20 protein-coding genes and 1 pseudogene are annotated in these 22,571 nt (G+C 72.3%); 14 read left to right on the top strand and 7 right to left on the bottom strand.

All coding sequences use genetic code 11. The features are described from left to right. Positions 1-2 precede the first annotated feature (2 nt). Complete coding sequence (locus C1J01_RS15670; protein ID WP_220039931.1) at positions 3-869, top strand: helix-turn-helix transcriptional regulator; 867 nt, start codon at positions 3-5, stop codon at positions 867-869. Positions 870-873: 4 nt separating this feature from the next. Here the strand turns inward: C1J01_RS15670 and C1J01_RS15675 are convergent, their stop codons facing one another. The 3 genes from C1J01_RS15675 to C1J01_RS15685 form a co-directional block, all read right to left on the bottom strand. Next, positions 874-1,602: a TetR/AcrR family transcriptional regulator gene (locus C1J01_RS15675; RefSeq protein ID WP_111179702.1), complete on the bottom strand. Its 729-nt coding sequence runs from the start codon at positions 1,600-1,602 to the stop codon at positions 874-876. Positions 1,603-1,651: 49 nt separating this feature from the next. Next, positions 1,652-2,758 (bottom strand): aldo/keto reductase, encoded by a 1,107-nt coding sequence (locus C1J01_RS15680; protein WP_111179703.1) that lies wholly within the window; start codon positions 2,756-2,758, stop codon positions 1,652-1,654. Positions 2,759-2,844: 86 nt separating this feature from the next. Further along, entirely contained in the window at positions 2,845-3,450 is a 606-nt protein-coding gene (locus C1J01_RS15685) for a TetR/AcrR family transcriptional regulator (RefSeq protein WP_111179704.1), read from the bottom strand. Between the two features lie 338 nt (positions 3,451-3,788). On the opposite strand from C1J01_RS15685, the gene C1J01_RS15690 reads away from it, so the two are divergent. The 3 genes from C1J01_RS15690 to C1J01_RS15705 all read left to right on the top strand — a co-directional run bounded on the left by C1J01_RS15690 (position 3,789) and on the right by C1J01_RS15705 (position 8,846). After that, positions 3,789-4,988, top strand: a complete 1,200-nt coding sequence (locus tag C1J01_RS15690; RefSeq protein ID WP_111179705.1) for a cytochrome P450 — start codon at positions 3,789-3,791, stop codon at positions 4,986-4,988. A gap of 283 nt (positions 4,989-5,271) precedes the next feature. After that, complete coding sequence (locus C1J01_RS15700; protein WP_181448765.1) at positions 5,272-8,415, top strand: BTAD domain-containing putative transcriptional regulator; 3,144 nt, start codon at positions 5,272-5,274, stop codon at positions 8,413-8,415. 77 nt (positions 8,416-8,492) lie between these two features. Continuing rightward, positions 8,493-8,846, top strand: a complete 354-nt coding sequence (locus C1J01_RS15705; protein ID WP_146615603.1) for a hypothetical protein — start codon at positions 8,493-8,495, stop codon at positions 8,844-8,846. A gap of 80 nt (positions 8,847-8,926) precedes the next feature. On the opposite strand, the gene C1J01_RS15710 is transcribed toward C1J01_RS15705, so the two are convergent. Further along, on the bottom strand, positions 8,927-9,379 hold the full coding sequence (locus C1J01_RS15710; protein WP_111179709.1) for a hypothetical protein: 453 nt from the start codon (positions 9,377-9,379) through the stop codon (positions 8,927-8,929). A gap of 86 nt (positions 9,380-9,465) precedes the next feature. Next, on the bottom strand, positions 9,466-10,167 hold the full coding sequence (locus C1J01_RS15715; protein WP_111179710.1) for an SDR family oxidoreductase: 702 nt from the start codon (positions 10,165-10,167) through the stop codon (positions 9,466-9,468). A gap of 92 nt (positions 10,168-10,259) precedes the next feature. On the opposite strand from C1J01_RS15715, the gene C1J01_RS15720 reads away from it, so the two are divergent. From C1J01_RS15720 to C1J01_RS15735, 3 genes are all read left to right on the top strand, one after another. Then, complete coding sequence (locus tag C1J01_RS15720) at positions 10,260-10,841, top strand: TetR/AcrR family transcriptional regulator (RefSeq protein WP_111179711.1); 582 nt, start codon at positions 10,260-10,262, stop codon at positions 10,839-10,841. Positions 10,842-11,344: 503 nt separating this feature from the next. Next, positions 11,345-11,803, top strand: coding sequence for a histidine kinase dimerization/phospho-acceptor domain-containing protein (locus tag C1J01_RS15730; RefSeq protein ID WP_111179713.1), 459 nt, complete (start codon positions 11,345-11,347; stop codon positions 11,801-11,803). A gap of 100 nt (positions 11,804-11,903) precedes the next feature. After that, positions 11,904-12,749, top strand: coding sequence for a helix-turn-helix transcriptional regulator (locus C1J01_RS15735; protein WP_111179714.1), 846 nt, complete (start codon positions 11,904-11,906; stop codon positions 12,747-12,749). Between the two features lie 9 nt (positions 12,750-12,758). Here the strand turns inward: C1J01_RS15735 and C1J01_RS15740 are convergent, their stop codons facing one another. After that, positions 12,759-14,099, bottom strand: coding sequence for an FAD-binding oxidoreductase (locus tag C1J01_RS15740; protein WP_111179715.1), 1,341 nt, complete (start codon positions 14,097-14,099; stop codon positions 12,759-12,761). A gap of 179 nt (positions 14,100-14,278) precedes the next feature. On the opposite strand from C1J01_RS15740, the gene C1J01_RS15745 reads away from it, so the two are divergent. Continuing rightward, positions 14,279-15,205, top strand: a complete 927-nt coding sequence (locus C1J01_RS15745; protein ID WP_111179716.1) for an RNA polymerase sigma-70 factor — start codon at positions 14,279-14,281, stop codon at positions 15,203-15,205. A gap of 11 nt (positions 15,206-15,216) precedes the next feature. Here C1J01_RS15745 and C1J01_RS15750 read toward each other — a convergent pair whose 3' ends face one another. Continuing rightward, on the bottom strand, positions 15,217-15,633 hold the full coding sequence (locus C1J01_RS15750) for an ATP-binding protein (RefSeq protein WP_111179717.1): 417 nt from the start codon (positions 15,631-15,633) through the stop codon (positions 15,217-15,219). Between the two features lie 282 nt (positions 15,634-15,915). Between C1J01_RS15750 and C1J01_RS15755 the strand changes: the two genes are divergently transcribed. The 6 genes and pseudogenes from C1J01_RS15755 to C1J01_RS15780 form a co-directional block, all read left to right on the top strand. Continuing rightward, entirely contained in the window at positions 15,916-16,965 is a 1,050-nt protein-coding gene (locus C1J01_RS15755; protein ID WP_111179718.1) for an NAD(P)-dependent alcohol dehydrogenase, read from the top strand. Positions 16,966-16,974: 9 nt separating this feature from the next. Then, the gene (locus tag C1J01_RS15760) at positions 16,975-18,804 is read left to right on the top strand and encodes a glycoside hydrolase family 15 protein (protein WP_111179719.1); all 1,830 of its coding nucleotides are present in this window, start codon (positions 16,975-16,977) and stop codon (positions 18,802-18,804) included. After that, complete coding sequence (locus C1J01_RS15765; RefSeq protein ID WP_111179720.1) at positions 18,801-20,147, top strand: glucose-6-phosphate dehydrogenase; 1,347 nt, start codon at positions 18,801-18,803, stop codon at positions 20,145-20,147. Before C1J01_RS15760 ends, C1J01_RS15765 begins: the two co-directional genes overlap by 4 nt. 254 nt (positions 20,148-20,401) lie before the next feature. Beyond that, positions 20,402-21,241 (top strand): universal stress protein, encoded by an 840-nt coding sequence (locus tag C1J01_RS15770; RefSeq protein WP_111179721.1) that lies wholly within the window; start codon positions 20,402-20,404, stop codon positions 21,239-21,241. Between the two features lie 38 nt (positions 21,242-21,279). Then, a complete protein-coding gene (locus tag C1J01_RS15775) occupies positions 21,280-22,116 on the top strand; it encodes a universal stress protein (protein ID WP_111179722.1) in 837 nt (278 codons plus the stop codon). 64 nt (positions 22,117-22,180) lie between these two features. Beyond that, positions 22,181-22,571, top strand: a pseudogene (locus C1J01_RS15780) (histidine kinase); the annotation flags it as partial.

Below are 22,571 nucleotides of genomic sequence, written 5' to 3' on the forward strand. Positions count from 1 at the left end.
TCATGATGACGAAACCCGGGGCCGGGCTCGGCGCGATGATCCGTACGTGGCGGGATCGGCTGCCCCCGTCGGCCGTCGCGCTGCCGGTGGGCCGGACCCGCCGGGCGACGGGGCTGCGCCGCGAGGAGCTCGCCGAACTCGCCGGCGTGTCGGTCGACTACATCGTGCGCCTGGAGCAGGGGCGCGCCACGACGCCCTCGGCGCAGGTGGTCGCCTCCCTGGCGCGTGCCCTGCAGCTGACCGTCGCCGAACGTGACCACCTGTACCGGCTGGCCAACCTCGTGCCGCCCGCGGATCGCATGATCTCCGACCACATCCCGCCGGGTGTCCACCGGGTGCTCTCCCGGCTGGGAGACGTCGCGGTCGCCGTGTTCGCGGCGGACTGGCAGCTGATCTGGTGGAACCGCAGCTGGTCCGCGCTGCTGGGCGACCCCTCGTCGGCGCCGCCGCGGCTGCGCAACTTCGCCCGTCACCGGTTCCCGGTGGGCGGCGGCCCCTCCCGCCTCGCGCCGTGGCCGGTGATCGAACCGGACAAGGACGCCGCCGACGTCGCCGTCGTGTCCGACCTGCGCCGCGCCACCGGCCGCTTCCCGCAGGACGCGCGCCTGGCGGCGCTGATCCACGAGCTGAACACCGGCAACGAACGCTTCGCCGAGCTGTGGGCGATGGGCACGGTGGGCGCCCACCGTGAGAACCACAAGACGGTCGAGCACCCCTCGGTGGGACCGGTCTCGCTGGACTGCGACGTGCTGACGGACGGCGACTCCGAGCTCAAGATCGTGATCTTGACTCCGGAACCCGGCAGCGAGCACGAGATCAAGCTGCGCCTCGCCGTGGTCGCCGGCCCGCCGGTCACCACGGGCGGCTGACCGCTCACGGGGCGTCGCGTCCGGGCCGGTCCAGGCCGGCGGCGAGCTCGCCGATCGCCGCGTCGAACCGGCGGCTCAGCGCCGCCATGTCCGCCGCCATGTCCGGCGGCATGTCCGGCGGCATGTCCGGCGGCACGTCCGGGTCGGCGGACTGCCGCAGCCATTCGTCCAGGACCACGCGCAGCGACGTCAGCACGGCGGCCGCGCACACGACCGGATAGATCGAGTCCGGGGACCCGGCGGGCAGGCCGACGCGTTCGGCGATCGCCTCGGCCAGCGCCCTCTCCTGGGCGGCGAGCACGGCCAGCTGCTGGGGCACCAGTGTGGGCGTGGAGCGGATCAGCCGCAGCGCCCGGATGTGGTCGCGGCTGACCGTGTCACCGTCGTTCATGACGACCATCACCGCCTCGCGGAACGCCCGCAGGACGGTCTCCGTGCGCGGCCTGGCCCTGAACTGGGTGATGAGCTCCTGCGCGGCCGACGCCACGGACGCCATGACCGCTTCTTCCTTGCTGGAGAAGTAGTTGAAGAAGGTCCGCAGCGCGATGTCGGCCTCTTCGGCGATCTGCTCGACGGTGACGTTCTCCACGCCGTGGCGCAGCGACAGGCGCAGGGCGGCCTCGCGAAGCGCGGCCCGGGTGGCCTGCTTCTTGCGCTCCCTGCGCCCGGCGACCGGTGCGGCGGCTGGTGTGGACGGGCCGGCCGCCGCGCCGGCCGATGTGGGACGAACCACCCAACCTCCTCCTCCACGCCAGGGTTCCCCATTATGAGGGGGTGCGGGATCAGGCGGCGCTGCCCGGCACCCAGTTCCGCACGGCCGGGGCGTATCCGGCGGGTTTGTCGGCGACCTTCAGACCGGGGTTGATCAACCAGCTCTGGTAGGCGGGCGTGAACATGCGGTAGACCGACGGCGGGGGCGCCGAGCTCGCCTCGTCGAGCTCGGCGCGCAGACCGGCCGGCAGCTCGAAGTCGAGCGCCGCCATGTTCGCGTCGAGCTGCTCCGCGCTGCCGGCCCCCACGATCGCCGAGCCGACGCCCGGCTGGGTGGCGACCCAGTTGAGCGCGACCTGCGCCATGCTCACGCCGAGTTCGGCGGCCACCTTCTCCAGCGTCGCCAGCAGCCGCCAGTCCCGCTCCGTGCGGGCCCCTCCGGACGCGTCGCCGGCCAGCCGGCCCTCCCCGGCCAGGCCCTGGCCGTCGGCGCGGTACTTGCCGGTCAGGAAGCCGCCGGCCAGCGGGCTCCACGCGGTGATGCCGAGCCCCAGACTGCGCCCCATGTCGACGTGTTCGAGCTCGATAGTCCGGTCGACGAGGGAGTAGGGCAGTTGCAGGCCCACCACCGGGACGAGCGAGTCGGCCTCGGCGAAGCTCTGGGCGCGGGCCGCGTACCAGGCGGGCACGTCCGACAGGCCCGCGTAGCGGATCTTCCCGGCCCTGGTGAGGTCGTCGAAGGTCCGCATGACCTCCTCGACGGGCGTGATCCGGTCCCACGTGTGCAGCAGGAACAGGTCGATGTAGTCGGTACGCAGGCGGCGCAGTGACGCCTCCACCGCCCGGATCATGTGCTTGCGCCCGTTGCCTCCGGCGTTAGGATCCGCGGGGTCGACGCTGTTGGTGAACTTGGTCGTCAGCACCACCCGGTCGCGCACGCCGGCCTCGGCGATCAGGTTCCCGAGGATGGTCTCGCTCTCCCCGGCGGTGTAGAAGTCGGCGGTGTCGACGAAGTTGCCGCCCGCTTCGAGGTAGTGGCGGAAGATCGGGCGGGCCTGCTGCTCCGTCTTGCCGTAGGCGGCGTGGAAGCCGCCGGTGCCGAAGTTCATCGTGCCGAGCGCGAGCCGGCTGACGCGCAGCCCGGAACGTCCGAGCAGGTAGTAGTGGTCCACAGGCATGAGGGTGTTGCTCCGTTCGCATTCCGTACCGTGCGGTCCACAGCCTGCGCGGTCAGAAATGGACTGTCAAGTCCAAACTTGTGGTGTCAGGACGACGGGGGGCGGCCGGTCCGCAGGTAGGCGAGGCCCAGGTCGAGGGCGGCTTCCAGGTGCGTGGTGCGGCCGGTGGACAGCTGGATCAGCACGCCGCCCTGGATGCCGGCGAGCAGCGCGGCCGCCGCCTGGCCGGGATCGAGGCCCGGGTCGATCTCGCCCGCGGCCTGCATATGCCGTACGCCGGCGGCGAGCTCGGCCTGCCAGTGGTTCATCAGCTCGGTGACCACGGCCTGGGCGCCGGGCGTGTTCCCGCGCAGCTGCGACATGACGGAGTTGAGCGGGCACTGGCTGCCCTGGGCGCGGTAACGCTCGACGACCCGGTCACGCCACTGCCGCCAGGCGTCCCAGGAGGTGAGGTCGCCGAGCTGGGGCTGCTGGTCCTCCAGCACGCGGTCGGCCTCGAGGCGGGCCACGGCGAGCAGCAGCTCCTCCCGGCCGCCGGGGAAGTAGTGGAAGAGCTGACTCTTGCTCGTCGACGTCCTGGCCAGGATGTCGTCGAGGGTCGTGTCGGCCACACCGTGCTCGCGGATGTGCAGGGCGGCCCCTTCGAGGATGCGCTGCCGCGTCGCGGCTCCCTTGCGTGTCAGCTGACGCATGACAACCCTCCCGACTGGACGTGGCAGTCCAGCCTATGCGGCCGCGGCCGCACCGCCGCGGCGGTCGGGCGGTCACGCGGGCGGGTGAGCGGGACCCGGAGTCATGTCAGCGGCCATGTCAGCGGCCATGTCAGCACGGCGACGGCCCAATGTCAGCGCGGTCGGCGATGGTGAAAGCCATGAACGGTTCAGCGAGTGCGCGGCGGAATGGCCCGCTCGCCGGCGAGGCCGATCACGGCGGCTCCCGCACCCGCCCCGGGCAGCGGTCGGGCACGGTCGGCAGGAACCCCGAACGCGGCCTCCGAGTTGCTGAACCGCCAGTGAACGGGAGGACGACCATGGAACACACCATCGCGACGATGCCGACCACGCGTCAGGCCGGCTGCCCCTTCGACCCGCCGAAGGAGCTGACCCAGGCCCGCGAGCAGAGCCCGATCAGCCGCTTCACCTTCCCGGACGGGCACCAGGGCTGGGTGGTCACCGGCTACGACCTGGTCCGGTCGATCCTGGCCGACCAGCGGTTCAGCTCCCGCAGGGAGCTCATGCGCCACCACCCGTTGATCGACTACGGCGACATCGAGGTGCCCCCGGCGCCGCCCGGCGAGTTCCTGCTCATGGACGAGCCGCAGCACAGCCGCTACCGCAGGCCGCTGGTGGGCAAGTTCACCGTCCGCAGGATGCGGCTGCTCACCGAGCGCGTCGAGCAGATCACCGCCGACCATCTGGACGCCATGGAGCAGGCCGGGCCGCCGGCGGACCTGGTGACCGCGTTCGCCAAGCCCATCCCCGCCATGGTGATCTGTGAGCTGCTGGGGGTGCCGTACGAGGACCGCGCCGTCTTCCAGGAGAACATCGACAAGTTCATGAGCGGCGAGACCAGCGACGAGGAACTGGTCGCCGCCTACACCGCGACCCAGCAGTACCTGGCCGAGCTGGTGGCCGCCAAGCGCGCCAACCCCACCGACGACGTGCTCAGCGACCTCACCGACGGCGATCTCACCGACGAGGAGCTCAAGGGGATGAGCCTGGTCCTGCTGGCGGGCGGGCTCGACACCACCACGAACATGCTGGCGCTCGGCACCTTCGCGCTGCTGCGGAACCCGGCGCAGCTGGCCGCGTTGCGCGCCGAGCCCGCGCTCGCCGACCAGGCCGTGGAGGAGCTGCTGCGGTATCTGACCATCGCCAAGACGGGCCAGCGGGTCGCGCTGGAGGACGTCGAGGTGGGCGGCCAGACCATCAAGGCCGGCACGACGGTCGTCCTGTCGTACAACACCGCCAACCGCGACCCCGAGCGCTTCCCCGACCCGCACGTGCTCGACCTGCGCAGGCGGGCAGGCGGACACGTGGCCTTCGGTCACGGCATCCACCAGTGCCTCGGTCAGCAGCTGGCCCGCGTCGAGATGCGGGTCGCGTTCTCCGCGCTGTTCGGCCGCTTCCCCACGCTGCGCCTGGCCGTGCCGGCCGACGAGGTCGCCCTGCGCCCGGAGACCGCCGACATCTACGGCGTGAAGAGCCTGCCGGTCACCTGGGACGCGTGACCGCGAACGCCGCCCACAAGATCGCCTGCCGGCCCTGACCGAGGCCATGAGCCTGCTGAAGAGGCATGCCCTGCTGGACATGACCTGCAAGATCACCGAAGCCCTCGACGCCGCCTGACCTCCCATCGACGCCGTCGGTACTCCTCTGGGCGGAGCCGTAGCGTCCGCCGGAGATAACCAACATTCGCCTGACCTGCGATGATTCGAGGAAAATGGTGGGATTCGCGGATTGCGTACGGCGGCGGTGACTCAATAACCGCCACGGTTCGGCACAATGACCGATGTGCGAGTTGGATTGCTCGGGCCGTTCGAGGTCCGGAACGGCGATGGGTCCGTGGTCGACGTTCCTGGGATTCGGCTGCGCGCCCTGCTCGCCGCACTCGCCCTCGAACCCGGCCGGATCGTCACGCGGGCGAGGCTGGTCGACTGGATCTGGGGGCAAAGGCCGCCCGCGGACGAGGTGAACGCCCTGCAGGCGTTGGTGTCCCGGCTGCGCAGGGTGTTGCCGGACGGTGTGATCGAGGCGGATTCGGGCGGGTACCGGCTGGCCGTGGCTCCCGATGCCGTGGACGTGTCCCGGTTCGAGCACCTGGTCGGCCAGGCCCGTGCCGCCGAGCCCGCGGCGCGGGCCGATCTGCTGCGCTCGGCCCTGGCGTTGTGGCGCGGCACGGCCATGGCGGACCTCGCACTGCGCGACAGCGACGCGTTCGACGCCGCGGTCGCGCGTCTGGACGACCTCTACGTCGCCGTGCTCGGGGACCGGGTGGACGCGGACATCCGCCTCGGCCGCGGCTCGGAGCTGATCTCGGAGCTGACCGAGCTGGTCGCCGCGTATCCGCTGCGGGAGGGGTTCGTCGCGGCCTTGATGCGGGCGCTCGCCGAGGCCGGCCGGGGGAACGAGGCGCTGACCGTGTACCAGCGGACGCGCGAGCGGCTCGCCGAGGAGCTGGGCGCCGACCCGTCGGCCGAGCTGTCCGCGCTGCACACCGCGCTGCTCCGTGGTGAGCTGGGCGAGCGGGCGGAGAACCGCAGGACCAACCTGCGTGCCGAGCTGACGAGCTTCGTCGGCAAGGACGATGACATCGCCGCGGTCGCCGCCCTCGCCGTCAAGCACCGGCTGGTCACCTTGACGGGGCCGGGCGGCTCCGGCAAGACGAGATTGGCCACGGAGACCGCGCGGACGATGCTCACCGAGCTGCCCGACGGCGCGTGGCTGGTCGAACTCGCCTCGGTGCCGGCCGGCGGTGACCTGGCGCAGGCCGCACTCACCGCGATCGGCCTGCGTGACCAGCCGATGCTCGGCGGCACGCGGGGCGGCGAGCCGATGGACCGGCTCATCGCCGCGATCCGGGAGCGCGCGATCCTGCTGGTCCTGGACAACTGCGAGCACGTGATCGAGGCGGCCGCGGCTTTCGCGGATCGGCTCCTGGGAGAGTGCCGGAGGTTGCGGATCCTGGCCACGAGCAGGGAACCGCTCGGCATCACCGGGGAGGTGCTGTGGCAGGTCGAGCCGCTCGCGCTGCCCGCGGCCGACGCCTCAGAGGCCTCGCCCGCGGTGCGGCTGCTGCGGGACCGCGCGGAGCTGGTGCGCAAGGACATCGGCAACGACGCGCGCACCTTGTCGGCCATGGCGCGGATCTGCCGGGCGCTCGACGGGATGCCGCTGGCGATCGAACTGGCCGCAGCACGGCTGCGCACCATGTCCATCGACCAGCTGGCGCACCGGCTCGATGACCGGTTCCGCCTGCTGACCAGCGGCAGCCGTACGGCGCTGCCCCGGCACAAGACGCTGCGCGCGGTCGTGGACTGGAGCTGGGACCTGCTGACCGAGGCCGAACGCGGCGTGCTGCGGCGGCTGTCGGTGTTCTCCGGCGGGGCGAGCCTGGAAGCGGCCGAACGCGTGTGTGGCGGCGAGGCGTTCGCCGGCGAGCAGGTGCTCGACGTGCTGACCACGTTGATCGAGAAGTCGCTGCTGGTCGCCGACGGCGAGGCCACGCCGCGCTACCGGATGCTCAACACCATCAGGGAGTACGCGGCGCACCGGCTCGCCGAAGCGGGGGAGGACGAGCGGGCGCGCCGGGCGCACCTGGCCTACTTCACCGAGCTGGCCGAGACGGCCGATCCGCACCTGCGCCGGGCCGAGCAGCTGGAATGGCTGTCCGCGCTCGAGGCCGAGCACGACAACCTCAGTGCGGCCCTGCGCGGGGCGATCGCCGAGGGATGGGCCCAGGAGGCGATGCGGCTGGTCGGGGCCCTGGGCTGGTACTGGGTCCTCAGCGGCCGCAAGGCCGAGGGCACCGACCTGAGCGTCGCGGCGGCCTCGCTGCCGGGTGAGGTGTCGGACGAGGTGCGGGCGATGGCGTACACCATCGTGGCGGTCCTGGTGACCTCCTGGCCCGGCCGCGACCAGTATCAGGCGCGGGAGTGGATCGTCGGGGCGCACCGGTTCACCCAGCGCAGCGGATATCGCCACCCGGTGCTCGGGTTCGTCGAGCCGCTGGCACGGATGCTGGAGGGGCCGGGGGAGTTCCTGCCCGCGTTCGAGCCGCTCATCGCCGACGACGATCCGTGGGTGCGCGCGCAGGCCAGGCTCGCCCGCGGCCGGCTGCGGCTCACGCTCGGCCGCGACGAGACGGACGTGGACGCCGACATCGAGCTGGCCCTGGCCGAGTTCCGCACGCTGGGCGACCGGTGGGGGATCTCCATGGCGCTGACCTTCCTGGCCGACCGGCTCGCCATGCGCGGCGAGTTCGCCCGCGCGTGCGCGTACTACGAAGAGGCCCTCACGGCGTTGCCCGGGGTGGGCGCCACCGAGGACGTGGTCAGCGTACGGACGCGGCAGGCCCAGCTGTACTGGCTGCTCGGCGACGAGCGCTCCAGCGCGGCCGCCATGGCGCAGGCGCGGCGGGGCGCGAGCGGGATCACCTGGCCGGACGTGCTCGCCGAGCTGGCGCTTTCTGAGGCGCAGCTGGCGCGCTGGGGCGGCGAGCCGGACGCGGCGCACCAGCACCTGGCCACGGTGCTGGCGATGCTGGGCAACGCCGAGGTGAACGCCGAGCTGAGCGACATGGTCCGCGCCAGGGCCCTGGACCTGTACGGCTACCTCACCGACGATCTCCAGGAGGCGAGCGCGCATCGGGGCGAGGCGCTGCGCGCGGCCGTGGAGACGACGTATCCGCCGCTGATCGCCGAGGTGCTGATCGGGATCGCGGATCTCGCGCTGCGCCGGGGAGAGCACGAGCAGGCCGCCCGGTTGCTCGCGGCGAGCGACGGCGTGCGCGGGACGCAGGACCGTTCGCAGCCGGACTTCTCCCGGATCACGGCGGAGACGCGGAATCACCTCGGCGAAGCCGCGTTCACCGAGGCGACCGGCGACGGACGACGGCGGGATTGGCGCGAGCTGGCCGAGACCACGCTCGCTTCGTGAACGTCGTAGTGCCCGGTCCCATCAGCAACGCACGCCGGATCGTGGTCTTGCCCGGTTGTGTGAGGGATGCCGATTTTGTGAAGGTTGATCTGCGGAGCTGGTGGGGGGTGCTGTGGGGCGGCCGGCTCACCCGGCGGCTCGGCGTCCTGACCCCGCCGGACGCGGCCGCCTCGCGCGGATACCCGGGAGTCAGCGCGCCGGCGTTCTCGCCCGACGGCCGCGTGCTCGCCGTCGCGAGAGGCAGGGAGTCGGTGCAGCTCTGGGACACCGTCGCCCACCGGCCGATCGGATCGGGCCTGCCGACGGCCGGCGACCACATCCTCGCGCTGGCCTTGAGCGCCGACGGGCCGCACCTTGTACGCCTCCGGCCGGCACGTGCCGCCGCAGACGTACACGATCAGCCCGGAGCGCGCCGCCGCCCGCGTCTGTGACCGCGCCGGCGGCGGCCTGTCGCCCGAGGAGTGGGAGACCTACTTCCCGCACCACGACCACCGGCCGACCTGCCCGCCGGTCACGGGTGTACGGCGCGGATCTCCGTGACGGTGAACTCGTCGACGACGTGCCGGTTCTGCACCAGGAACCCGACGACGCCGGCCACCGCCTCCGCGGCCATCGCCGCTCGCACCTGGCCGCTCAGGAGGTAGACGAGCGGCGTGGAGGGCTGGGTGAGGGCGAGACCGCGGTCGTGGCGGTGGATGTCCTGCAGCGCCCTGATCGGGATCGGCCGCGCGGTGGTGAACCACGCCGCGACGTCCCACAACGGCAGGGACGGATCAGGATCGGCGGAGGCGTGGTAGCAGGCGACACAGCCCTGACCGGCGTGCTGGCCGTGCGGGCACGTCCACTGGGCGACGTCGGCCTGCCGGTGGTCGCGCGGGTTCAGGATCGCCGACTCGACGACGCGGCGGCGCGGCGGTCGTGGCGAATCGGGCGGAAAGGGGAAGGAATCGGTGCTGATGATCAAACCCCTTCGCGCCGCGTCACATGCCTGAGCCCAGTCTCGCACGCGCCGGCGCCGGTGGAGCGTTCCGCCGCCCTGCGTTCCCGGCCCTACCCGGCCAGCTGCGGGTACAGGGCCGTGAGGTCGCCGGACAGGGCGGCCTTCACTTGCCGCGAGACGTCGTCGGCCAGGACCTCATGAGCGCCCTGCTCGATGCCGTCGAGCGCGAGCGCGGCGACGTCGTGGGCGTTCGCCTTGGGCGCGTCGACGTCCACGGTCATGTCGGTGTCGACGTAGCCGACGTGCAGCCCGGTGACGGTGATGCCACGCGGGTGCAGTCGCAGCCGCAGGGAGTTGGTCTGCGACCACAGGGCGGCCTTGGAGGCGCTGTAGGAGTTCCCGCTGGCCATCCAGGACAGCACGGAGTGCATGGTGAGGATGTGGCCGCCGCCGTTGCGCTCGATGATCGGCACGAAGGCGCGCGTGACGAGCAGCGGCCCGTAGAAGTTGATCTCGAACTCCTGCCGCACGTCGTCGGTCGTGGGGGCGAGGTAGTCGCCGCGGACCGCCGCGCCGGCGTTGTTGATCAGGATCGTCGTGTCCTGCGCCTGGGCGGCCGCCGCGGCCACGGAGGCGGCGTCGGTGGCCTCCAACGCCACGGGGACGGCGTCGGGGTGCGTCACCGTGCGCGGGTCGCGAGCGGTCGCGTAGACCTTCGCGGCGCCGCGCTCGTAGAGCTGCTCCACCAGTGCTTTCCCGATGCCGCGGCTGCCGCCGGTGACGAACGCCACCGAGCCTTTGATGCTGGTCATGAGACACCTTCCGCTGTGGAAACCGATCGGTTTCCACCTCAGCGTAAACCGATCGGTTTCCACATGGCAAGTGGGGCGGTAACCTGGGGCACATGACGAATACGACGCAGGCGGCTCCGGCCTCGACCCGCGATCGCCTGCTCGACGCCGCGGCGGAGCTCTTCTACCGGGACGGCATCGGCGTGGGCGTCGAGGAGCTGTGCCGCGCGGCAGGGGTGTCCAAGCGCTCGATGTACCAGCTGTTCGGCAGCAAGGACGAGGTGGTCGCGGCGAGCCTGGAGCGCAGGGTGCCCGCCTCGGAGGCGGTCCTGCTGCCGCCCGCCGACGACGACCGGCCGCCGCGCGCCCGGATCCTGCACGTGTTCGAACGCCTGGAGGCGATGGCGGCCGCGGCGGACTACCGGGGGTGCCCGTTCGTGGCGGCGGCCGTCGAGGTCAAGTCGCCCGAGCACCCGGCGAGCCTCGTCGCCCGCCGGGCCAAGGACGCGCTGACCGCGTTCTTCCAGCGAGAGGCCGAACGCGGCGGTGCCCCGGACGCCGTCCTGCTGGCCCGGCAGCTGACCGTCGTGTTCGACGGCTGCAGCGCGCGCGCCGTCGTGCAGGCGCGGCCGCTCGACGGACTCGCCGTCACCACGGCCGCCGCCCTGCTCGACGGCGCCGGCATGCGTGCGTGACCCGCGCTCGCGGCGCCCGCGTCAGGGCCTGACGAGGACCTTCAGCGCGTCACGCCGGTCCATGGCGCGGTAGGCGCCGGGAGTCTCGGCGAGATCCACGGTGGCTCGGAGTCCTCGGTCACCGGGGCCTTGACGAGCGTTCCGTCGGTCAGGGGGATGCGCACCGCCTCCGCCTGGCCGCCGCCGATCCCGCCGCCGATCCCGCCGCCGATCCCGCCGCTGGCCCAGAAACACGCAGGCGGTCTGCAGACCCTCCCGGCAGATTCCACCGGAGCACCGGTAGAGAGCACCGGCTGGTGGGCGCGGACGCCTTGAGCGCACCCAGCACGGCTGCCGGCGACGGGGGATCGGCGGGCCTTGGTACGTCGTGCCTCGACGGGGCGCGGAAGGTGGTACTGGCCAGACCTAGTCAGGGAAGGACCAGCCGGGGTCGCTCGCGCGCATGCCTTCCGGTGTTTCACAGGAGGGACGCCCGGAAGCCAGACACCGGAAGAGGGATCGACGTGAGCGCCATCAGCACCTCGGAGCCGCGACCGTGCACGTACCTGCTGCAGGCCATGGCCGGCGAGCTCGAACTGATCAACCGCTGCGACACCGGCGGGCGGATGAAGGAGAGACCGGATGCCGCGGCGACGCGGCTGGTCCGGGCGATCAACGCCGCGCTCGTCCGCAGCGAGGAGGCCGAGAAACGTGCCCGGTGCCTGCTGGAGGAGCAGTGCCGGCTCGGCGCGGACGCCGCGCACGCGCTGCGTACGCCCGTCGCCGCCCTGCGCGCGGAGCTGGAGGAGGCCGTGCTGAACCCGGCCCACGTCGACCTGGACGAGCTGCTGACCCGTACCCTCAGCGCCGTGGGGCGGCTCCAGGAGGTCATCGAGCAGCTGCAGCTGCTCGCCGGCCCGTCCGTCGCCGTACTGGAAGCGGGCGGGTACGGCGAGCGGCTCCGGCGGTTCGCGCCCAGGTGAGAAGGCCCAGGTGAAGGCAGAGTGAAGGCACAGGTGAAGGCACAGATGAAGGCCCGGGTGGGGCCCATGGCCTCACCTGAGCACATGCGATACTGGCCGCATGAGGCAGCCGGAGGAGCTGCGTGAGTTCCTGCGGTCCCGCAGGGCCAGAGTGACGCCCCGGGACGTGGGCCTCCCATGGCGCGCCGACGGCCGCCGGGTCGCGGGGCTGCGCCGCGAGGAGCTCGCCCTGGCGGCCGGGGTCAGCGTCGACTACTACACGCGGATGGAGCAGGGCCGCGTCGGCAACGTCTCCGACCAGGTGCTGGATGCGGTGGCCAGTGTCCTGCGGCTGACCTCCGAGGAACGGCGCCACCTGCGCGAGCTCGTCAACGGCCGGCGTGAGGCGCCGGCGCGGTCGCCGGGCCCCTCGCCGATCCGGCCGCGGGCCGCGCTGCGGGAGATGCTCGCGATGCTCGACCCCGTGCCCGCGCTGCTGATGACCGAGGTCCTGGACATCGTGGCGATCAACCGGATGGGCACCGTCCTCATGACCGACTTCACCGCCATGCCTCTCTCCGAGCGCAACGAGATCCGCTGGTTGTTCCTCGATCCCCACGCCCGCGAGGTCTTCGCCGACTGGGAGGAGACCGCGATCGAGACCACGGCCTGGCTCCGAGGCGCGCTGGGCCGGGCCGGCGCCAGCACCCGCCCGCGTGAGCTGGTCGAGGAGCTGACCGCCCGGTCCGCCGACTTCGTGCGGTTCTGGGCCGAGCATCGCGTGACGTACTGCACGTACGGGGTCAAGCGCTTCCACCACCCGGAGGTGGGCACGATGGCGCTCCACTGGGAGTCGTTCGCGCCCACCGCCGACCCCGACCTGTATCTCGTGATGTACACCGCTCCGACCGGCTCCCCGTCCGAGGAGAGACTCACGGCGCTGGCGGCGTCGGCCCTGACGCCATGAGCGGGCGGCCTACCGAGGCCGGATGTTGTGGTTGCCGGCGAACAGGTTGCCGGGGTCGTACTCCCGCTTGACCGCCGCCAGCCGCCGGTAGGTCGGCTCCGGATAGACGGCGGCGACGTCCTCCTCGGTGGCGGAGGACAGGAAGTTCGCGTACGCGCCGTCGACGTGAGGCGCGAGTCTGCGCCAGATCCCCTCCAGCGCGGGACCGGCGGCCTCCACGACCGGCGCCGGGCCCACGACGGTGGTCACCACCATCAACTCCGCCCGGCGATACGCGTAGGCGGTGGCCTCCCCGGGAACCCGGGACACCGCGCCGCCGACGCTGCGGACGGAGATGGCCGGCGGCCGCCCCGACGTCCCCACGTCGGCGAGGACCCCGAGAGCCTCCGGCACCGACTCCTCCGCCACGAACGCGCTCCGGGCCAGGAACCGGATGCCGGGCGGCGGGACCATGCCGTCCACCAGCGTGTCCGCATAGGGCCTCAGCGCGACGTCGTCGTCGATCACCGTGCCGAGCCGCCGGATCGGGTCGATCGCCTTGGCCGCGAGCCCCGCGTCGTCGCCGTCGAAGGCCACGCAGATCTCGACCGGCGCTTCGGCCCCTCCGGCGAAGGGATTGGCGAGGTTCGCGAGGGAGGTGAGCTCTTCCGGGGCGGCACGCAGGTGGTCAGCCCACCCCTGGAGCACGGTCGCCGCCTCCGCCGCCGGGAAGGTGATCCTGCCGTGGAAGACGTCCGTCGTCGGGTGCGCCGCGAAGTCGAAAGCGGTCACGATCCCGAAATTTCCACCGCCGCCGCGCAGCGCCCAGAACAGCTCCGGGTTCTCCTCCGCGCTCGCCCGCACGACCTGTCCGCCGGCCGTGACCAGCTCCGCGGCGACCACGTTGTCCAGGGCCAGGCCGTACTTCCTGACCTTCCAGCCGATGCCGCCGGTCAACGTCAGCCCGCCGACGCCGACGCTCCTGGTGTCGCCCGAGGAGATCGCCAGGCCGTGCGGGGCCAGGGCGTCCGCGACCTGGCCCCAGGTGGCGCCGCCGCCGATCCGCACGAGGTGACGCTCCGCGTCGATGATCTCCACGTCGGCGAGCTCGCGGAGGTCGATGACGACGCCGCCGTCGTTGGTGCCGAAGCCGGGAAAGGCGTGGCCGCCGCCGCGTACGGACAGCGGCGACCCCGTGGCGGCGGCGAACCGGACGCCCGCCCGCACGTCCCCGACACTCCTGGGCCGCAGCACATAGGCCGGGCTGCCCGCGGCCAGCACCGAGCGGCCGGCCGCCTCGTACTCCGCCGCGCCCGGTTCGATGATGTCGCCGCCGAAGTCGCGGCGAAGGGTCTCAAACGCTGAACTCATGACGTTCCTCTGTCGTGTGCTCCACTGAACGGACAGAAGACGCCGGCGCCCTGATCGTTGTGACAGCGCCTTCGTGTGACGTGCGCCACAGGGGGCGCTCCGGCGGCGCACCGCCGTCACAAAACGGCGGAGCCCGGAGTCAGATGGGTGACACATCGGAACGTGAAGAGGAGCCACCCATGGCCGGCACGTCGACCGCGCCCGAGGACCGCGGCGGGGACATGAGCCAGGACGACCGACCGGACGCCGCGACCACGGCGTTCCTCACCCACCGCAACCTGCTCTTCACCGTCGCCTACGAGCTGCTCGGCTCGGCCGCCGACGCCGAGGACGTCCTGCAGGAGACCTGGCTGCGGTGGGCGGGCGTCGACCTCGGCGCCGTACGCGACCAGCGCGCCTATCTGGTCCGGATCGCCACCCGGCAGGCACTGAGCCGGCTGCGCGCGCTGGGCCGGCGCAAGGAGTCCTACGTCGGCCCCTGGTTGCCCGAGCCGCTGCTCACCACGCCGGACGTGGCCGAGGACGTGGAGCTGGCCGACAGCGTGTCGATGGCGATGCTGCTGGTGCTGGAGACGCTCCAGCCGACCGAGCGGGCGGTGTTCGTGCTGCGCGAGGTGTTCGACCTGGACTACGACGAGATCGCCGAAGCCGTCGGCAAGAGCACGGTCGCGGTCCGCCAGATCGCCCACCGGGCACGGGCCCACGTCGCCGCGCGCCGGCCGCGCGGGGTGGTGTCCCAGGCCGAATCCCGCGACGCGCTCAGGGCGTTCCAGCGGGCGGTCCGGACGGGCGATCTGCAACGCCTGCTCGACGTCCTCGCGCCGGACGTCGTCCTGCTGACCGACGGCGGTGGGATCAAGCGGGCCGCGCTGGCGCCCGTCGTGGGAGCCGACCGGGTGGTCGCGTGGCTGGACAGGATCCCCGCCATGGTGTCGATGGAGCCTGTGCAGGTCAACGGGCACCCGGCGCTGATCGTCCGGCAGGACGGCGAGATCGAGACCGTCATCGCGGTGCGCGTCGACGACGGCCTGATCACCGGGCTGTACGCCGTGCGCAATCCCGAGAAGTTGTCGCACATGGAGCGGGAGACCGCCCTGCGCCGCTGAACCGGTCCGGGTCACGCCGTGATCGTCATCTCGAACCACACCGTCTTGCGGCCGCATTCCGGGCTCCAGCCGACGTCCCACTGGTCGGTGAGATCGTCGACCAGGTTCAGCCCGCGGCCGCACGCGGCCAGGGAGCCGGACGAACGCGGCGCCAGCGTCGTGTGCGGGCCGCGGTCGGTGATCTCGCCGCGCAGGCCGCCCGGCGTCCGCCCCAGGCTGAAGGTGACGGGCGGCAGGGCGTGGCTGATGGCGTTGGTGACGAGTTCGCTGACGACGAGCGTGGCGTCGTCGATCGTCGGCGGCGTCACGCCCCACGCGGCCAGCGTGGTGCGGGTGAGCCTGCGCGCCAGGGCCACCGACCGGGGTTCCGCCGGAAGGATCCAGCACTGGTCGAGCCGGCAGGGTGTGCACGCCTGGTCTGAGGACATCTCGGTCTCCGAGGACGGTCGGGTACTCACCGGGTGCAACACCGGACGACCGCCGGACACGCGGCTCGACCTGGCTCCTTCGAAACCAGGTCTGGCCAGGACCACCCTCGGGACCGGCACAGGCACGGTCCCCTAAAAATTCCTCCTTTTCATGACATCGACCGGGGCGGTGGGCCAAACACTTGGGCGGCTGGTGCTCCGGAGCGAGGAAGCCGGCGTAAGGCGGCGAACCAGGAAGGGTAGACGAGCCTCTCGGAGGGCGGCGTGCCACGAGGGGGCAGCATGAAGGCGTTCGTGATGAAGGAGATCGGCCGTGTCGGTTTCATGGACAAGCCGGTCCCGCGGCCGGGCCCCCTCGACGCCGTCGTACGCACCACCACCGCCCTGATCTGCACGTCCGACTCCCACACCGTCAAGGGCGGCATCGGGCCCCGCGAGAACCTGACGCTCGGTCACGAGGCGGTCGGCGTGGTGCACGAGACGGGCGCGGAGGTCAAGGGCTTCCGGCCCGGCGACCGCGTGCTCGTCGGCGCCATCACCCCCGACTGGGGCGACCTCGCCTCCCAGAACGGGTACCCGTCGCAGTCGGGCGGGCCGCTCGGCGGCTTCAAGTTCGCCAACATCAAGGACGGCGTCTTCGCCGAGTACTTCCACGTGAACGAGGCCGACGCCAACCTGGCGAAGATTCCCGACGAGGTCCCCGACGAGATGGCGGTCTACTGCGCCGACATGCTCTCGACGGGCTTCATGGGCGCCGAGCACGGCGACATCCCGATCGGCGGGACGGTCGCCGTCCTCGCGCAGGGCCCGGTGGGCCTCATGGCGACCGCCGGCGCCCGGCTGCGCGGCGCCGGCCGGATCATCGGGATCGAGTCGGTCCCGAGCAGGCAGAAGCTCGCCCGTCTCTACGGCGCCGACGAGATCGTCGACTTCACCACCGAGGACGTCGTCGAGCGCGTCCTCGACCTGACGGACGGGCAGGGCGTGGACACCGCCATCGAGGCCCTTGGCGCCGACGCGACCTTCCAGACCGCCATCAAGATCACCAAGCCCGGCGGCACGGTATCCAACACCGGCTACTACGGCGAGGGCGAATTCGTTCGCATCCCGCGCGTCGCGTGGGGAGTCGGCATGGCCGACAAGACGATCAGGACCGGCCTGTGCCCGGGCGGCCGGCTGCGCATGGAGCGGCTGCTGCGCGTCCTTGCGGCCAAGCGGCTCGACCCCACCCCGATGACGACCCACACGTTCCCCTTCGACGAGATGGAACGGGCCTTCGAGGTGTCGGACAAGAAACTCGAGGACGTCGTGAAAGTGCTGATCAGGTTCTGAGAGGCAGGCATGCTCGATCTCGACCCGCCGTTCCGCCCGGTTCGCCGGCCCGACGGCTACCTACCGCTGGAGGACCTCGGCATCATCGGCGACGGCTCGACGGCGGCGCTGGTCGGCCTGGACGGCTCGATCCCGTGGCTGTGCCTGCCCCGCTTCGACGGCGAGCCCCTGCTGTGCGGCCTGCTCGACCACGCCGCGGGCGGGCACTTCACCCTGACCGTCGAGGACCTGCGGGAGGCCAGGCAGCGGTACGAGCCCGACACCGCGGTGCTGGTCACCGAGCTGCGCGGCGCGACCGGCGTGGTCAGGATCACCGACGCGCTGGTCCTGCGGGCGGGCGCCGACCTCACCGACGACGCGGGCGGCGGCCGGTCGGAGCTCGTCCGCTCCGCCGTCGTGGTGAACGGGACCGTACGCCTGCGGGCGGAGCTGGAGCCGCGCGGCGGCGGGCAGTCCCGCCTGCTCGGCAGCGGCCTGGAGGTACGCGCCTTCCGCCATCCCGACCTGCGCCTGCACCTGCGCTCCAACCGTCCGCTGACCGGGCTGCGCTCCGAGCACGACCTGGCGGAGGGCGACCGGCTCGAGCTGGTGCTCTCCTGGGGCCGCATCCACCGCCACCACCGGTTCGACCCCGAGGCGATGTTGCGGGACACCGCCGACGCCTGGCGCCGCTGGATGCGCGCCTGCACCTACGCCGGTCCGCATGACGCGCTGGTCCGGCGATCGGTGATCACGCTGAAGCTGCTGGACGACTGGGCCAACGGCTCCGTGGTCGCGGCCCCCACCTCCTCGCTGCCGGCCCCGATCGGGGGTGTGCGCAACTGGGACTACCGCTACACCTGGATCAGGGACGCCGCCTTCGCCGTGTTCGCTCTGCGCCGCGTCGGCTTCGGCGAAGAGGCCGACGCCTTCCTCGGCTGGGTCCTCGACGCCTTCGAACGCAGCGGTCTGCCGCGCATCATGTACACCCTGAACGGCGACCCCGTACCCGAGGAGGTCCAGGACGGCGAGCTGGAGGGCTACCGGCGCTCGGCTCCGGTGCGGTGGGGCAACGGCGCGGCCGACCAGCGCCAGCACGACGTCTACGGCGAGGTGCTCGACTGCGCCGACCAGTGGCTGCGCCCCGGCCGCGAGCTCCAGCCCACGCTGTGGCACGGGTTGTCGGAGCTCGCCGAGGCGGCCGCGCACACGTGGCGGCAGCCGGACCAGGGCATCTGGGAGATCCGTTGCGAAGGCCGGGTCTTCACCTACTCGGCCGGCATGTGTCAGGTGGCCCTGGACCGGGCGGCGGCCATCGGTGAACGGCTCGGGCTGTCCGGGCCGATCGCGGAGTGGCGCGCCACCGCCGAGAAGTTGCGCGGGCTCATCCTGGAGCAGTCATGGGACGAGCAGGCGCAGTGCCTGAGCGAGCACCTCGACGGCGGCGGCGGTCTCGACGCCAGCCTGCTCGCGCTGCCGCTGCGGAAGGTCATCCCGGCCGACCACCCGCGGATGGCGGCCACCACCGCGGCCATCGCCGAACGCCTGTCCGCCGGTGACGGCCTGCTCTACCGATACCTGCACGATCGCTCGCCCGACGGCCTGCCCGGAGACGAGGGCGCCTTCGTCCTGTGCAGCTTCTGGCTGGTCGACAACCTGATCCTGCAAGGCCGCCTCGAACAGGCCGAGCACCTGTACGACGCGCTGTGCGCCCGCGCCAGCCCGCTGGGCCTCCTGCCGGAGCAGATCCAGCCGTCGACGGGCACGTTCATGGGCAATTTCCCGCAGGCGTTCAGCCACATCGGGATCATCGCGAGCGGTGTCAACCTCGCACGAGCGAAGGCAGGCGGCACGACATGATCAACCGACTCGTCGTCGTCGGCGCCACCGGCGACCTCAACGCCCGCTACCTCCTGCCGGCACTGGCCGCCCTGCGCGCGGGCGGACACCTCGACGACCGGTTCGAGCTGACGTGCGCCGACAGGGGGGAGCGGACCGACGAGGAGTTCCGGCGCTGGGCGGCCGCCCAGCTCGACCGGCACTGCCCGTCCGAGCCGGCCCACGCCAGGAAGGCGATCGCGGACTCCGTCCGCTACCGGCGGGCGGACGCCACCGACCCCGCCGACGTCGCCTCGCTCGTCGCGGGCGACGGGCCCGTCGCCGTCTACCTCGCCCTCCCACCGGGGATCTTCCCCGGCACGGTCACCGCCCTGCACCGGGCGGGCCTGCCGCCGGGCAGCCGGATCGTGCTGGAGAAGCCGTTCGGCGAGGACCTGGACAGCGCGGTGGAGCTGAACCGGCTGCTGGCCGGCGTGGTGCCGGAGCAGGCGGTGTTCCGCGTCGACCACTTCCTGGCCATGACGACCGTCCAGAACGTGCTCGGCTGCCGGCTGGCCAACCGCGTGCTGGAGCCCATCTGGAACAGCGCGCACATCGCCGAGGTGGAGATCGTCTGGAACGAGACGCTCACCCTGGAGGGCCGGGCGGGCTACTACGACGGCGTCGGCGCGCTCAAGGACATGGTGCAGAACCACCTGCTCCAGGTGTTGTGCCTGGTCGCCATGGAGCCACCGCTCAGCCTCGGTGAGCGCGACCTGCGCGACCGGAAGATCGACGTGCTGCGCTCCGTGCGCCCCCTCACGGACGACGACGTCGTACGCCGGACGCGCCGGGCCCGCTATCTGGCCGGCCGGATCGGCGACCGCGTGATCCCCTCCTACGTCGACGAGGACGGCGTGGACGCCCGCCGCCGCACCGAGACGTTCGCCGAGATGGAGCTGGAGCTCGAAAGCTGGCGCTGGTCCGGCACGACGTTCCGGCTCCGCAGCGGCAAGGCGCTCGCGGACGACCGCAAAGAGGTCGCCGTGCGCTTCCGGCCCGTGCCCCACCTGCCGTTCGAGCAGGACTGGGAGGTCACGCCGAACGTGCTGCGCTTCGGGCTCGAACCCGAGAGCATGACCTTGGCCCTGACCGGCACCGGCTCCGGCGGGCGTGCCCTCGCACCGCTCACCCTCACCGCCGCGATGGAGCCGCCCGACCTCCCCCCGTACGGCCGGCTGCTGCTGGACGTGCTCCACGGGAACGCCGCCCTGTCCATCAGGGGCGACGAGGCCGAAGAGGCGTGGCGCGTGCTCGCCCCGGTCATGTCGGCCTGGTCCAGAGACGTCGTCCCGCTGGAGGAGTATCCCGCGGGCCTGCTGTAGCGCGCGCCGACCCGTGGGCGGCCCTCAGGGTTGCGCCCGCTCCGCCCGTCGCCTACGGCTCCTACGCGGTCATGGCCTTTCACCGCCCTCGCAATCGTGGCGGTGCTCGCCGTCCTGTGGGAGCCGTACGTTCCCCTGCACTGACCGGGTTCGGGACCAAAGGCACCGTTCAGGGGGACTTCCTCCTCCGGTGTCGCGGCGCCGCCTTCGGGGAGTGTGGAGGTGACAGTTCCCGCTCGTGAAGGAGATGGGTGATGACCGGTCAGATCGTGGTCGCCGTGGACGGGTCCGCGCCGGCCGCCGCAGCGGTGGAATGGGCGTCCGCCGACGCCCGGAGACGAGGGCTCGATCTGCGGATCGTGCACGTGGGCGAGCCGTGGCCGTACGACGAGAACGCCGAGTACTGCCGTACGACGCTGGAGAACGCCGTGGAGCGGGTGCGTGCGCTCACCGACGGCGTCAAGATCGAGACCGAGCTGCTGGCCGGGAACGTGATCGAGCAGCTCATCGGCGAGTCGGCGCGGGCCGACACGCTGGTGCTGGGCAGTCGCGGGCTCGGCGGGTTCACCGGGATGGTCGTCGGGTCGATCGGCATGGGCGTGGCCGGGCACGCCTCCGGGCCGGTCGTCGTGGTGCGCGCCCCTGCCGAGGTCGTGCACGGCCGGGTCGTGGTGGGCTACGACGGCTCCGAACACTCGCGGGCCGCCATGGAGTACGCCATCGAGCAGGCCCGCGCCCGCCACGCCGAGCTGCGCGTGGTCTCGGCCTGGCAGGCGCCGCTGCCCGCCCCGTACGCGCTCGCCTACGCGCCGCTGATCGAGCAGATCACGGAGGAGGAGAACCGGGAGGCGCACGCCCGGGTCGCCCCGTGGCTGGAGAGCAACCCGGATCTCGTCATCACGCACGAGATGCCGCGGGCGCACCCGGTCGCGGCCCTGATCCAGGCCGCCGAGACGGCCGACCTGGTCGTGGTGGGCTCGCGCGGGCGCGGCGGCTTCGCCTCGGCGGTGCTGGGCTCGGTCAGCCACGGCGTGCTGCACCACGTGACCTGCCCGGTGGCGGTCGTCCGGCCCCGCGACGCGCAGGCGTCCTGAGCCTCGCCCGGATCGGGAGTGGGACGCAGGAGGACGTCATGATCATCGTTGGAGTCGACGGCTCGGTGACCGCGAGGGCAGCGGTGGAGTGGGCGGCGAACGATGCCTTCCGCATGCGGTTGCCGCTGCGGATCGTGCATGCCGTGGACCGCACGCCGTACCAGATCAGTAAATATCCGGAGCGGCCCGATGCGTTGCTGCTCGAAGGGGCGAGGGTCCTGCGCGAGGCGGTGGCGCTCGTCCACGAGCGCCGGCCGACGGTCGAGGTCACGACGCGGCAGGTGGAGGGCACTCCGGCCACGGTGTTGCAGGAGCAGGCGGAGGAGGCCGCCGAGATCGTGGTCGGCAGCCGCGGCCTCGGCGGGTTCGCCGGAATGCTGCTCGGCTCGGTCAGCATCCACGTCGCCGGACACGCCCGCTGCCCCGTCGTGGTGGTGCCCGGCGGGCGCCGGCCGGTGTACGGGGAGGTCGTGGTCGGCGTGGACGACTCGCCGGAATGCGAGCCGGCGCTCGCCTACGCCTTCGAGCAGGCCGCGTTGCGCGGCGCCACGCTCAGGGCGGTGCACGCCTGGCAGCTCATGGTGCCGGCCTTCGCCATGGACGCCCCGTACGACGTGGAGGAGCTCCGCGCCACGCAACACGAGGTCGTCGGCGCCAAACTGGCGGCCGCCCGCGCACGGTACCCGCAGGTGACGGTGGTGGAGAACGACGCCTCGGCGACCCCGGTGGACGCCCTCGTCGAGGCGTCGGGACAGGCGGACCTGCTGGTGGTCGGCTCGCACGGGCGCGGCGCCCTGGGCTCGGTGCTGCTCGGCTCGGTCAGCCGCGGCGTGCTGCACCATGCGCACTGCCCGGTCGCCGTGGTCCGTGCCTGAACGTCACCGGTTCTGATCATCGGAGGGGAGGCGTGGCGGTCGTCTCCGTGAGAGATTGATCGCCATGGAAAGCAGGCACCCCCCGTTGCTGCCCCAGATGCGGCTCGACGAGCTGCTGGCCGAGCTCCAGGTGCGGCTCGACGCCGTGCTGTCGACCCGCGACCGGATCCACGCGTTGCTCGAAGCCGTCGTCTCCATCGGCAGCGACCTCGACCTGGAGACGGTGCTGGGCAGGATCGTGGAGACCGCGACCCGGCTCGTCGACGCCAGTTACGGCGCGCTGGGCGTGGTCGGGCGGGGCCACACCCTGCTGCAGTTCATCCCGGTGGGGCTGAGCGAGGAGGAGATCGCCAGGATCGAGCACTGGCCGCACGGGCTCGGCCTGCTCATCAAGGACGCCCGCCCGCTGCGCCTGGGCCGCATCTCCGACCACGTCGAGTCGTACGGCTTCCCCC

Source organism: Nonomuraea aridisoli (assembly GCF_003236395.1).
GTDB lineage: Bacteria > Actinomycetota > Actinomycetes > Streptosporangiales > Streptosporangiaceae > Nonomuraea > Nonomuraea aridisoli.